This is a genomic window from Stackebrandtia albiflava, from assembly GCF_007994225.1.
Lineage (GTDB): Bacteria > Actinomycetota > Actinomycetes > Mycobacteriales > Micromonosporaceae > Stackebrandtia > Stackebrandtia albiflava.
This window is the reverse complement of sequence record NZ_VLLL01000005.1, coordinates 1,846,925-1,859,584: the sequence shown is the minus strand read 5'-3', so window position 1 is coordinate 1,859,584 and position 12,660 is coordinate 1,846,925. Positions and strand designations below refer to the sequence as shown.

12 protein-coding genes and 1 pseudogene are annotated in these 12,660 nt (G+C 71.1%); 9 read left to right on the top strand and 4 right to left on the bottom strand.

The annotated features are described in order from the left end of the window. Positions 1–18: 18 nt before the first annotated feature. Together LX16_RS09500 and LX16_RS09495 are read left to right on the top strand one after the other, a co-directional pair. On the top strand, positions 19–621 hold the full coding sequence (locus LX16_RS09500) for a MerR family transcriptional regulator (RefSeq protein ID WP_147136187.1): 603 nt from the start codon (positions 19–21) through the stop codon (positions 619–621). After that, positions 618–3,080: a VIT domain-containing protein gene (locus tag LX16_RS09495; RefSeq protein WP_147136184.1), complete on the top strand. Its 2,463-nt coding sequence runs from the start codon at positions 618–620 to the stop codon at positions 3,078–3,080. Before LX16_RS09500 ends, LX16_RS09495 begins: the two co-directional genes overlap by 4 nt. A 26-nt stretch (positions 3,081–3,106) precedes the next feature. On the opposite strand, the gene LX16_RS09490 is transcribed toward LX16_RS09495, so the two are convergent. Continuing rightward, positions 3,107–4,000 carry a LysR family transcriptional regulator gene (locus tag LX16_RS09490; protein WP_147136181.1) on the bottom strand — a complete coding sequence of 298 codons (894 nt, stop codon included), beginning with the start codon at positions 3,998–4,000 and terminating at the stop codon, positions 3,107–3,109. A 71-nt stretch (positions 4,001–4,071) separates the two neighbouring features. Here LX16_RS09490 and LX16_RS09485 point away from each other — a divergent pair, with 71 nt between their 5' ends. Together LX16_RS09485 and LX16_RS09480 are read left to right on the top strand one after the other, a co-directional pair. Continuing rightward, a complete protein-coding gene (locus LX16_RS09485) occupies positions 4,072–4,461 on the top strand; it encodes a RidA family protein (RefSeq protein ID WP_147136178.1) in 390 nt (129 codons plus the stop codon). Positions 4,462–4,496: 35 nt separating this feature from the next. Then, positions 4,497–4,901, top strand: coding sequence for a VOC family protein (locus tag LX16_RS09480; RefSeq protein WP_147136174.1), 405 nt, complete (start codon positions 4,497–4,499; stop codon positions 4,899–4,901). 433 nt (positions 4,902–5,334) lie between these two features. On the opposite strand, the pseudogene LX16_RS27515 reads toward LX16_RS09480, so the two are convergent. Then, positions 5,335–5,478: pseudogene (locus LX16_RS27515) on the bottom strand (helix-turn-helix domain-containing protein); the annotation flags it as partial. Between the two features lie 128 nt (positions 5,479–5,606). Here LX16_RS27515 and LX16_RS09470 point away from each other — a divergent pair. Next, positions 5,607–6,260 carry a hypothetical protein gene (locus LX16_RS09470; protein ID WP_147136171.1) on the top strand — a complete coding sequence of 218 codons (654 nt, stop codon included), beginning with the start codon at positions 5,607–5,609 and terminating at the stop codon, positions 6,258–6,260. Between the two features lie 161 nt (positions 6,261–6,421). Then, the gene (locus tag LX16_RS09465) at positions 6,422–6,793 is read left to right on the top strand and encodes a YrdB family protein (RefSeq protein ID WP_211354369.1); all 372 of its coding nucleotides are present in this window, start codon (positions 6,422–6,424) and stop codon (positions 6,791–6,793) included. Here LX16_RS09465 and LX16_RS09460 read toward each other — a convergent pair. After that, entirely contained in the window at positions 6,701–7,321 is a 621-nt protein-coding gene (locus tag LX16_RS09460; protein ID WP_147136168.1) for a GNAT family N-acetyltransferase, read from the bottom strand. The genes LX16_RS09465 and LX16_RS09460 overlap by 93 nt on opposite strands. A gap of 222 nt (positions 7,322–7,543) precedes the next feature. Here LX16_RS09460 and LX16_RS09455 point away from each other — a divergent pair, with 222 nt between their 5' ends. The 3 genes from LX16_RS09455 to thrS all read left to right on the top strand — a co-directional run bounded on the left by LX16_RS09455 (position 7,544) and on the right by thrS (position 11,078). Continuing rightward, positions 7,544–7,732, top strand: coding sequence for a hypothetical protein (locus tag LX16_RS09455; RefSeq protein WP_147136165.1), 189 nt, complete (start codon positions 7,544–7,546; stop codon positions 7,730–7,732). A gap of 12 nt (positions 7,733–7,744) precedes the next feature. Continuing rightward, complete coding sequence (locus tag LX16_RS09450; protein WP_147136162.1) at positions 7,745–8,965, top strand: GNAT family N-acetyltransferase; 1,221 nt, start codon at positions 7,745–7,747, stop codon at positions 8,963–8,965. Between the two features lie 112 nt (positions 8,966–9,077). Beyond that, on the top strand, positions 9,078–11,078 hold the full coding sequence (gene thrS / locus LX16_RS09445) for a threonine--tRNA ligase (protein WP_147136159.1): 2,001 nt from the start codon (positions 9,078–9,080) through the stop codon (positions 11,076–11,078). Between the two features lie 32 nt (positions 11,079–11,110). On the opposite strand, the gene LX16_RS09440 is transcribed toward thrS, so the two are convergent. Further along, positions 11,111–12,616, bottom strand: a complete 1,506-nt coding sequence (locus LX16_RS09440) for a potassium/proton antiporter (RefSeq protein ID WP_147136156.1) — start codon at positions 12,614–12,616, stop codon at positions 11,111–11,113. Positions 12,617–12,660: the final 44 nt, after the last annotated feature.

Here is a 12,660-nt window from a genome sequence, read left to right as displayed (position 1 = left end):
CAGTGTTAGATTCGAGACATGTCAGAGACAGCACGCTGGTCGATCGGTGAACTCGCCGATCGGGTCGCGGCCGCGTTGGCCGACGACTATCCCGGCCCGCCCAGCGGCCGGGTCCGCGGTGTGCCGGACGTGCGTGCGATCCGCTGGTACGCGACGATCGGCCTCCTGGACAAACCGGCCGCCCACCGCGGCCGCACCGCCCTCTACGGGGAGCGCCACCTGCGGCAACTGGTCGCCGTCAAACGACGTCAGGCGGCCGGACTGTCGCTCGCCGAGATCCAGGCGGAACTGGCGGGCGTGGGCGACGCCCGGCTCGCGGAGATCGCCGGCCTCCCCGCCGAAGCCGCGACCGAATCGGAGGACACCCGGCCGGAGTCGCCGCCGGATTCGCGTTTCTGGGCCCGGCGGCCCACGGTGAAGCTGAAGGGGCACACCCCCGACCCGCCGGAAGAGGACACCGACGTGTCCTACTGTGTACCGCTCGGCCCCGGCGCCTCCCTGCTGCTGGCGGCCGACGCGGTCCCCGATCCCGCCGACGTGGCGGCACTCCGGCAGGCGGCGGAGCCGCTGTTGAGGGTGCTGCGGGAGCGCGGCCTGCACCGAACAGGAGTACATCGATGACCTTGCGTATCGCGACACTGCCGCCACCGGTCCGGGACGACGCGCCCGGTAGAGGCCCGGGTGCCCTACGCACCGAGCGCGGCAACCTGCCGCTTCGCGGCCTGGAGTACCGGACGGAGGTGTCGGGGCTCGCCGCCACGACCGTCCTCACCCAGCGCTTCCACAACCCCCACGACGAGGCGATCGAGGCCGTCTACGTCTTCCCGGTCCCGGAACGGGCCGCGGTCACCGGCATGGTCCTGTCGGTCGCCGACCGCGAGGTCTCCGCCGAACTGCGGGAGCGCGGCCAGGCGAGGGCCGACTACGCGCGAGCGGTGTCGGAGGGCAGGCGGGCCGCGATCGCCGAGGCCGAACGCGCCGACGTGTTCACCATGCGCGTCGGGAACATCCCGGCGGGCGAGGAGGCGACCGTGCGGTTGACGATGGTCGGGCCGTTGGCCCTCGTCGACGGCCAGGCGACGTTGCGGCTTCCGCTTGTCGTGGCGCCGCGCTACATCCCCGGTACACCGCTCGACGGTCCCTCGGCGGGAGACGGGCACGCGCCCGACACCGACGCGGTCCCCGACGCCTCCCGCATCACGCCACCGGTCCTGTTGCCGGGGGCCCCCGATCCGGTCGCGCTGGCCATCGGCGTCACCATCGATCCGGGCGGCCTGCCGCTGACCGGGTTGGCGTCGAGTCTGCACGGCATCGTGACCGAGGAGTCTCAGGGCCGCACCGTCGTGCGCGTGGAGCCGGGCGAACGTGTCAACCGGGACTTCATCCTGCGCTTCGACTACGGCGAGGACGGCACCGTCACCGACGCCGTCACCGTCGCACCCGACGAGGACGGGGAGGGCGGCACCGTCCGCATCACCCTCGTACCGCCCCGCCACACCGACGCCGGCCGCCCCAAGGACGTCGTCGTGCTGCTGGACAGATCCGGCAGTATGAACGGCTGGAAGATGGTCGCGGCCCGCCGCGCCGCCGCCCGGATCGTCGACACGCTGTCGGACGCCGACAGGTTCGCGGTGCGCTGTTTCGACCACGTCATCACCGCCCCGGACGACCTCGGGGACGGCCTGGTGGCCGCGACCGACCGCAACCGTTACCGGGCCGTCGAACACCTCGGCCGCGCCGACGCCAGGGGCGGTACCGAGCTGCTGGGGCCGCTGCGTGCGGCCGCCGACCTGTTGTCGCCCGCACCGGATCGCGACCGGGTCGTCATCCTCGTCACCGACGGGCAGGTCGGCAACGAGGACCAGATCCTCGCGGCGGTGAGCGACCGGCTCGCCGGTGCCCGCATCCACGTGGTCGGGATCGACCGCGCCGTCAACGCGGGATTCCTGTACCGGCTCGCGCTACTGGGACGCGGCCGTTGCGAGTTGGTGGAGTCGGAGGACCGGTTGGACGCCGCCACCGCACACATCCACCGTCGCATCGTGGCGCCCGTCGTGACCGACCTGAAGGTCGAGGCCAGCGAGGGCGCGCTCACCGACCTGGCACCGGCACGAATCACCGATCTCTTCACCGGGGTTCCCGTGGTCTGGCACGGCCGTTACCGCGGCGCCGCACCCAGCCTGACGGTGTCGGGCGTCGACGCCGACGGACGGCCCTGGCGGGTCACCCCCGAACGCGCGGAGACCGACGACACGCTGCTCCGCCGCTCCTGGGCGCGAGACCGGATCCGCGATCTGGAGGACGAGTACGTCAGCGCGTCGGCCGGAGGTGACATCGACTCCCTGGAGAAGTCCATCGTCGACGTCTCCTTGGACAACGGCGTGATGTCCCGGTTCACGGCCTTCGTCGCGGTGGACGTCGAGCGGGTCACCGGCGGCGGCGAGCCGCGGCGCGTGGTGCAACCGGTGGAGTTGCCCGACGGCTGGCAGGCGCCGCCCCCGATGGCGGCGGCGCCCATGGCGCCCGCGGCGGCGGTCATGCGCGGTGGGCCGCCGCCCGCCCCGGCCGGCGGCGGCATGCAGGCGATGACTTTCGGGGCGCCCGCACCGCAGGCGGCCCGTGGCTTCGGCAGGGCCCCGGCGGTGCTGCGTGGCGGGTCGGCACCGAGTCGGTCCGCGCGTCGCTCCGCACCGCCCGCCGACACCCTGGTGCCTGCGCTCCGTCAGGAGGTCTCGCTGCTCACCGAGTCGCCGGCGACCGGTGGTGAACGGGCCCGCCGGGCCGAGCTGAGTGATCTGGCCTCCCGCCTCGGACCGATCGTCACGGCGCTGGCCGGCGACGGTGCGTTGCCGGACGACCTGCGCGAACGGTGCGATCGGTTGACGGCGGCACTCGGCCGGTGCGACGGCCCCAACCCACCGGCCGGCACCGAGCTGGAGGCACTGGCACGAGAGGCCGTGGCGGTGTTGCGGGCACTGATCGACGCCCTTGAACGGCCGTCCGGCGACGCCGGAGGCACGGGGGACGCACCGCGTGCCACCCGGCCCGCTCGGGGCGCGTTCTGGAAGCGGCGACGCTGACGGTCCGCAGCGCGTCGCGGTAGAGGTCACGACATCTCACCGAACGTGCCGCGCAGATTGCCGACCAACGGATTCGGGTCGCCCGCCCGCCAACCGAGGGCGACCCGGGTCCGTGCCGCCGGGTCGATCCGGCGGAGGGCGATCCCCTTCATGGCGATCCGCCGGATGCACGCCGGTCCGATGGAGACACCGACGCCGATCTCGACCAGTCCGCAGACGGTCAGCCACTCCACGGCCGACTGGGCGATCCGCGGCTGGAACCCCGCATCGGTGCACAGGCCGGCGATCCGGTCGTACAGACCCGGCCCGGCGGTCCGGGGCAGCAGCACGAACGGCGAGCCCGCCAAGTCCGCCGTCCGCACCGTCCGCCGTTCCGCCAGCGGATGCCCCTTCGGCAGGATCGCGACGAGGGGTTCGTCCCACAGTGTGGTGAAACGCAGGCCGGTCATCACGTCGGGAGGTTCCCGCATGACCCCCACGTCGATCCGGTGCTCGGTGAGCGCGGTGAGCTGGTCGGCGGTGGTCATCTCCCGGATGTCCAGTGTCACCCCCGGGTATGCCGTGCGGTGGTCTCGCAGCACACGGGGCAGCACGGTCAAGGCGAGCGATGCGGCGAAACCGATACGCAACCGCCCGGACCGGCCCGCCGCCGCGGTCCGCGCGTCCGCCAGCCCGCTCGCCAGGGCGCCGAGTGACTCCCGGGCCGCCGGAAGGAGGGTGGAGCCTGCGGCGGTGAGTGTCACCCCCGCCGCGGTCCGGTGGAACAACGGATGTCCCACCTTGGTTTCGAGTCGCTGGATCTGCTGGCTCAACGGGGGTTGCGCGATGCCCAGCCGGGCCGCCGCCCGCCCGAAGTGCAGTTCCTCGGCGAGCACCGTGAACGCGTGCAGTTGAGTGAGTGACAGATCGAGGCGGTCCATATCCATATCGATATCAGAAGGCGGGATCGTGGGTATTGGACGTATCACCGCCGCGCGCATAGCGTGGCGGCATGACGATGCGACGCGTGATTCTCAGTGGTTCGGAGTTCGAGGAGCGGATCGGATACGCCCGGGCGGTGGTCGACGGGGATCACGTGCACGTGTCGGGAACCACGGGGTTCGACTACGCGACGATGACGATCTCCGACGACGTGGTGGAGCAGACCGGGCGGTGTCTGCGGAACATCGAGTCGGCGCTCACCGAGGCGGGATGCGGCTTCGAGGACGTGGTGCGGGTACGTTATCTGCTGCCCGACCGTGCCGACTTCCCGGCCTGTTGGCCGCAGTTGCGGGACCGGTTCGGTGACGTGCGGCCGGCCGCCACCATGTTGGAGTGCGGCTTGGCCGACCCCCGGATGAAGATCGAGATCGAGGTGTACGCCCGGCTGCCCCGGAGTTGACTCGGACGGCCCGGTGGGCGTGAAGGAGGCGCGGCATGGCCGGTGGATTCCACCATGTGGAGTTGTGGGTGCCGGATCTGGCGCGCAGCGCCGAGAGCTGGGGCTGGTTGCTGGAATCGCTGGGCTGGCGGCGCTACCAGGACTGGCCGGTGGGCCGGTCATGGCGGCACGGGGACGCGTACCTGGTGGTGGAGCAGTCGCCGGCGCTGACCGGTGACCGGCACGTCCGGACGGCACCGGGGCTCAACCACGTCGCGCTGCACGCGGAGTCCACTTCGGTGGTGGATCGCCTCCACGAGGACGCGGGCCACCACGGTTGGACGCGACTGTTTCCGGAGCGGTATCCCTTCGCGGGCGGCGATTCCCACCATGCGGCGTATCTGTCGGACAGGGACGGTTTCGAGGCGGAGATCGTCGCCCCCTCACCGACGGAGGACTGACCGGCACAGTCCCGTCCGCCGTGGTTCCGGAGCCGGTGCGGTCGGCGGCCCGCGGCCTCGGTAACCGGTCGGCCTCCGGGTCCGGGAAGGCGAACCAGCGCAACAGGATCGGTCGTGCGCCGGGGGCGGCGTTCTCGGCGTCGCGGCCGTATCGCCGCAGCAGGGCGAGATAGTCGTCGTGGAACTGCCGGAGTTCCTCCCTGGTGAGGTGGCTGGTGGAGCGGGAGCCCTCGCTCCAGGCGTTGTCCGGTTCTCCGCGGGCGAAGTGCGCGTCGAACAACGCGACGTCCTCGGCGAGTCGTTGTCGCCGGACGTCCTCCGCGAGCGCGGCGTCCTCGGCGGTGAGGTCCTTCGGGGCGCGGCGGTCGGCGGGGGCGATCCGCCACCACCGTTCCCGGCCCCTGGCGCGTTCGGGGATCTCGGCGATGAAGCTTGCTTCGGCGAGTTTCCGCAGGTGGTAGCTGGTGGTGCCGGTGTTCTCCCCGAGGGCTTGGGCGATGGTCGTGGAGTTGGCCGGGCCGTGGCTGCCGAGCCGCCGAAGGATCCGGCGCCGCAGGGGGTTGGCGAGTGCCTTCATGGCCGCGGTCGACATCGGAATGGGGTTGTCCGGCATGTCGGGAGCATACCGGTTGGAGGCGGTGATGCCGAACAAGCTGTGCAGAGAATTACTTGCAGAATTTTCTCTGCACGGCTAGGCTCTCCGCCATGACTCATCGAAGAATCGCCGCCCTGTCCTTCATGACCGCGCCGCTGCTGCTCCTGATCGGTTGGGCGGTCATGCGCCTGGGAGGAGCCGGAGGCGCCGAGCCGGGTTGGACCGTCGCGCACGTCGCCTGGGTGCTCGACAACATCGGACTGGCCGTCGTCGTCATCACGCTCTTCCGCCGCTCGCTCCCCGCCGGCCTCGGCGGCCGCCTGGTCGCGGGCACCACATTGGTCGTCGGCCTCGCCGGAGCCGCCGCGATGCTGGCCCAGATGGTCATCGACCTGGTCGTCGGCTTCGCCACCACCGACCGGTCCGAGATGCAGGCGATGTCCGAGTCCATCCACGATGTGCCGGGCGTGGAACCGGTGGTCTACGTACTCGGTCCCGTCATGTTGTTCGTCGCCTTGCTGGTGCAGGCAGTCCAGCTCGGGGTGCGACGCCGGATGTCCTGGTGGTTCACTGCCGGGGTGGCGACCTCGGTGCTGATCGCCGGAGGCGAACGCCTCGTCGACGTGCCACTGCGGCTTCCGCAGGCGGTCGCGGCCGTGCTTCTCGCGGCGGCGTTCTGGCCGGTGGGGCGGCGGATGTGGCGGGAGGCGGCGGACCCCGCCGTCGCCGTGGACCGTCCCGCGACCCCGGTGGGCGTCCGTTGAGTACCGCAGCGTCCGAAGACATCGCACGACCCCGACACGTGTGAACGCGGCCGGTGCCGCACCGGGCCACACGAGGTGCCGGTGACCGGGGCGACCACTGCGCCGCATACGATTCGCCCCGCCCGGCGGTGGCCCCACCGCCGGGGGGAATGGGAGGACGAGTGTCGCTACACCCCGCCATGCTCGGCGTGCGGTTCCTGCTCGAAATGGCCGCGTTCGCGTCCTACGTCGTCTACGGGCTGTGTGGACTCTCGGGGCCGTGGAGCCTCGTCGTGGCGGTCGGTCTGCCGATCGCCGCGGCGGTGGTGTGGGGGACCTTCGCGGTCCCGGACGATCCGTCCCGTTCCGGCCGGGCACCGGTGCCGGTGCCCGGTGCGGTCCGGTTGGCCGTGGAACTCGTCGTGTTGGCGGGCGGCCCGGTGGCGCTGTGGGCCGCCCGGCTACCCCTGTGGGGTCTCGGTTTCGCGGTGGTCCTCGTGGCCTATCTGCTGCTCGCCCGCGACCGGGTCGCCTGGCTGCTGTCGCGCAGGTGAACCGTTCCCGTCGAACCGGTACCTCATCTCCGGAACCGCCGTGCCCGGCTCCGGGCGGTAGTCGGCGGTGACGCCGTCGGCGGTGAAACCGAACCGCTCGTAGAACCGACGGGCACGCGGATTCTCGACCAGTACCCACAGCCGCACCGGGAGCAGCCCGTGGTGCGACAGCTCCTCGATCGCCACCGTCATGAGTGCCCTGCCGGTACCGCCGCCCCACTCACCGGGATCCACGTACACCGCGTAGATCTCACCGCCCTCGGCGGTGTCGGCGGGGGAGGAGTCGGGCTGCCGCCGGTACGGCCCGCACATGACGAATCCCGTCACCCGTGAACCCTGTTCGGCGACCAGGACCGCGTGCCCCGGGTCGGGTGCCGCCAGGAACCGCCGGTATCCGTCCGAGGGTTCCGACGGCAGGGCGTCCAACACCGAGCCGGGCATCACGCCCGCGTAGCCGGCCCGCCACGAGGCGGTGCGGACCCGGGTGATCGCGAGCGCGTCGGCTTCGACGGCGACACGTATACGCATGGCCCATATCGTGCCGAACGGCGCATCACCCGGCAACTCCTATTGGTGGCGTCCGTCTCGACGGAGCGGGCCGGCTCCCGCGCCAACTGCGGTGACGTCCGGTCGGTGCTTTGTTCCCGGCGTGACGAGGCTCGCAAATCCCTGTCCAATATGGCGTCGCCCCGCATACAGTTCGGCCACGCGCCGCGCCCCCGGCGCCGCAGACCTGAAAGGACGCCCGACATGACCGAACCGGCCGGCGGGGACATCCCCGCCGTCGAGACACCGGAGCGCCCCGCCACGACCGGAGTGCTCTCGGTGGTGCGCCGCCGCCCGCGATACCTCGGAAGGCACCGCCGCAAGGGCGGTGGCCCGGCGCGCGCCACCGCGGCACTGCCCTGCGCCGGCGGCGCGACCGTACATCGTGGGTGAGAGGATCAGTCGATGACCGGAACCGGGACCGGGACGGTGGTGCGGTCCGCGACCGCCGAGGACTACGAGGTCGTGAGTGGTCGCTTCGCCACCGCGATGATGTTCCCCTTCACGCCGACCGATGAGAAACGTGCCGTATTCGAGCCGGAGCGGACACTGGTGGCCGAGTCCGGCGGTGAGGTGGTCGGAACCGCGAGGGCCCTCACCAGGACCCTGTCGGTGCCGGGTGGGATCGTTCCGGCGGCCCACGTGACAGGTGTCGGAGTCGCGCCGACGAGCCGGCGGCGGGGCGTCCTGTCGGCGTTGATGCGGCGCCAGCTCGACGAGGCGACCGAACCGGTCGCGGCGTTGTGGGCCTCCGATCCCGCCATCTACCGCAGGTACGGATACGAGTACGCCGGCACCGGGTTCGCCGCGACGGTGGACCTGCCACGGGTGCGCCCGCTGCCGGTGGAGGACCCCGGAACACTTCACGAGATCACCGCCGCCGAGGCGGCCGACCTGCTCCCGCCCGTACTCGCCGAGTTCCAACGCACCCGGCCCGGCGTCTCGGGACGCGGGGAGCGGCACTGGACCGCTCGGCTGGCGGACCCACCCGAGGCGCGTTCGGGCGGCACACCCCGGCAACTGGTGGTGCACCGTGCCGCTGACGGTCGCGTGGACGGCTACGCCGCCTGGCGGGGCAAGAGCGGATTCGACGCCGCGGGCGCGGCGGCGGAGGTGGAGCTGGAGGAGCTGGTGGCCGTGGACGGCGCCGCCCACGAGTCGCTGTGGCACCATCTGCTCACGATGGACCTCGCCGTCCGGCTGCGCTACCACCACCTGAGCCCCGGCGAGCCGGTGTGGCAGCGGGTGGGCAACCCGCGGGCCCTGACCGCCACCTGGCACGACACGCTGTGGTTGCGGATCCTGGACGTCCCGGGTGCGTTGACTCGCCGCCGGTACCAGGTGCCGGTGGACGTCGTGCTCGACGTCACCGACGAGTTCACGCCGGGCAACTCCGGGCGCTTCCGGCTCACCGCCGACGCCGACGAGGTCCACTGTGAACGGACCGACGCCGCGCCGGACCTGTCGATGCGCGAATCGGTCCTGGCGGGTGTGTACCTGGGTGGCCGTGGCCTGGGCGAGTTCGCCGGCACCGGCAGGGTCGTCGAGCATCGCGCCGGTGCGCTCGCCGCGACCGCCGCCGCGTTCGGCTGGCCGGTCGCGCCCGGTCCCGTGGAGATCTTCTGAACCCGACCCCTTCGCAGGGCGGCGGCTCGGACGGCGGTGAGCCGCCTATTACGATGGTCTCCGCGCCCGAAGCGGCGTGATCACCGTCGTCACCGGATGAAGGAGGGCCATCGTGTCCGCACCCGACAAGTCTCCCGCTTTCGACTCGATCGTCGTCGCGGCCGGGACTACGTGCGCCGACGCGATAGCCGAAGCGGGACTGCCCACCACCGGACCCCGCGCGATCGTGGTGGTGCGGGACGAACAGGGCGGGCTGCGTGACCTCTCCTGGGCGCCGGAGGCCCCCGCCGAGGTCGAACCGGTCCCGATGGACTCCCCGGACGGCCTCAACGTGCTGCGCCACTCCTGCGCCCACGTGCTGGCCCAGGCCGTGCAGGACCTGTACCCGCAGGCCAGGCTCGGCATCGGTCCGCCGATCCGGGACGGCTTCTACTACGACTTCGACGTCGAGACCCCGTTCCAGCCCGAGGACCTGAAGAAGCTCGAGAAGCGGATGCAGGAGATCGTCAAGTCCGGGCAGCGGTTCAGCCGACGCGACTACGAGTCCCGGGACGAGGCCCGCCGCGAGCTGGCGGACGAGCCGTACAAGCTGCTGCTGGTGGACGTCAAGGGCGACGTCGAGGACCCCGAGGTGATGGAGGTCGGCGGCGGTGGCCTCACCGTCTACGACAACGTGGACGGCAAGACCGGCGAACGGGTCTGGGGCGACCTGTGCCGGGGCCCGCACCTGCCCAGCACCCGGATGATCCCGGCGTTCAAACTGATGCGCAGCGCCGCCGCGTACTGGATGGGTTCGGAGAAGAACCCGCAGTTGCAGCGGATCTACGGCACGGCGTGGCCGTCACGCGACGCGCAGAAGGAGTACCTGCACCTTCTGGAGGAGGCCGCCAAACGCGACCACCGCAAGCTGGGCGCCCAGTTGGACCTGTTCAGCTTCCCCGAGGTGCTGGGTTCGGGTCTGCCGGTGTTCCACCCCAAGGGCGCGATCGTCCGGCACATCATGGAGTCGTACCTGCGGGAGCGGCAGGCCGAGGCCGGTTACCAGGTCGTCAACACTCCGCACCTGACCAAGGGCGCCCTGTTCGAGACCTCCGGCCACCTCCCGTACTACGCCGACTCGATGTTCCCTCCCATGCAGATGGAGGGCGCCGACTACTACGTCAAGAGCATGAACTGCCCCATGCACAACCTGATCTTCGCGTCGCGGGGACGTTCCTACCGGGAGCTGCCGTTGCGGCTGTCGGAGTTCGGGACCGTGTACCGGTACGAGAAGTCGGGCGTCGTGCACGGCCTCACCCGCGTGCGGGGGATGACGCAGGACGACGCGCACATCTACTGCACCAAGGAGCAGATGACCGGGGAGATCAAGGAACTCCTGGCGTTCGTCCTGCGGCTGCTGCGCGACTACGGACTCGACGACTTCTACCTCGAACTGTCCACTCGCGACGACTCCCCGAAGTTCATGGGAGACGAGGCGCAGTGGGAGGAGGCGACGGCGGCGCTGCGTGAGGCCGCCGAGGAGTCCGGCCTCGAACTGATCCCCGACCCGGGTGGCGCGGCCTTCTACGGCCCCAAGATCTCCGTGCAGGCCAAGGACGCCATCGGGCGGAGCTGGCAGATGTCGACGATCCAGTTGGACTTCAACCAGCCGGCCCGGTTCGGGCTCGAGTACTCCGCCGACGACGGCACCCGGCGTCAACCGGTCATGATCCACCGGGCACTGTTCGGTTCCATCGAACGGTTCTTCGGTGTCCTGACCGAGCACTACGCGGGGGCGTTCCCGGCGTGGCTGGCTCCCGTACAGGCGGTCGGCATCCCGATCCGCGACGAGAACGTGCCCTACCTGACGGACTTCTTCGCGCAGCTCACCGACCACGGCATCCGCGGCGAGGTGGACGTCTCCGACGACCGGATGCAGAAGAAGGTCCGCAACGCCCAGTTGCAGAAGATCCCGTTCATGGTGCTCGCCGGCGACACCGACCAGGCCGACCAGACGGTGTCGTTCCGCTACCGCGACGGCTCGCAACGCAACGGCGTCCCGGTGGGCGAGGCGGTCCGGCACGTGGTGGACGTGGTGCGGTCCCGCACCAACGTGGGGCCGTCCGCGGCGTGACGCACCGGTGACGGTGCCGCCCGACGGCACCGTCACCGGTGCGGTAGTTCGCTCCCGGTCTCGCCGAGCCAGCGCGCGAGCCTGCCGCGCCTGCCCAGTGCCCGTAGCCGCGCCTCGGTGGCCAGCCGGGAGTCGTTCATAGTGACGATCATGAGCTCGTCGCCCACCCGCAGCCGATCGTGTTCGCTGGGTACGAACAGCCTGCCGTCCCGGACGATGCTGTTGATGACCGATCGTTTCGGCAGCCGCAGCTCGTAGAGGTACAGGCCGTGCAACCGGGACCGTTCGGGGACCACCACCGTCAACAGCGCCGCACCGAGCACGTCCAACGGCGCCGACTCGATCTCGACGTCGCGGGCCTGGCCCGGACTGGCGAGCCCCAACAGTCGCGCGGTCGGCGCCAGGCTGGGCCCCTGCACCACGGTGAAGACCACGACCAGTACGAACACCATGTTCAGCAGTTGCAGACTGTCGGGCACCTCCGCCACCACCGGGATGGTCGCCAGCACGATCGGCACCGCGCCGCGCAGCCCCGCCACGGATATCAGGACCTGTTCGCGCCAGGGGATCCGGAACCACACCAGTGAGGCCGCCACCGACACCGGCCTGGCCACCAGCAGGAGGATCGCGCCGAGGAAGATCGCCGGCAGCATCACCGGTGGCAGGTCACTGGGGTCGACCAGCAGACCGAGCATCACGAACAGTCCTATCTGGCTCAGCCAGGCCGCGCCCTCCGCGAACGAGCGGGTGGCCGCCCGGTGCGGCAGCCGCGAGTTGCCCATCACCATGGCGGTGAGATAGGCCGCCAGGAAGCCGCTGGCGTGGATGGTCCCGGCGGCCGCGAACGACACCATTCCGAAACCGACCGCCACCAGCGGGTACAGGCCGGAGGCGGGCAACGCGATCCGGCGCGCCGACCACGCCCCGACCATGCCCACCAGCAGACCCAGTACCGCCCCGACCGACAGCTCGTACCCGATGTTGAGGGCGGCGTCCCACGGCGAGTCCGGGACCCGGGCGGCGCTGAGCAGCAGGACCAGGATGACGGTCGGCGCGTCGTTGAACCCGGACTCCGCTTCGAGCAGCCCCGAGACCCGGCCGGGAATGGGGAGCCGGCGGAGCACCGAGAAGACGGCCGCGGCGTCCGTCGACGAGACGATCGCGCCCAACAGCATGGCGCTGCGCCAGTCCAGGCCGACGAGGAAGTGACCACCGACGGCCACGACGACGGCGCTCACCAGCACACCCAACGTGGCGAGCACACCCGCCGGCAGGATGAGCGCGCGCACGTCCGCCCAGCGAGTGGTCAGTCCTCCGTCGATCAGGATGAGCGCCAGCGCCACCATCCCGACGTTCTGGGTCAGTTGTGCGTCGTCGAAGTTGATGCCGAGCGCGTCCTCACCCAGTAGCAGTCCCAGCGCGAGGAACCCCAACAGGGCGGGAAGCCCGATGCGGTCGGCGAAGCGGACCGCCGCGATGCTGGCCAGCAGGGTGAGGGAAGCGGCGAGCAGCACCAGGAACAGCTGTGTCAGGCTCATCCGTCACCCCTCTCCCATGCACGACATCGTGTCAGAGCGGCGAT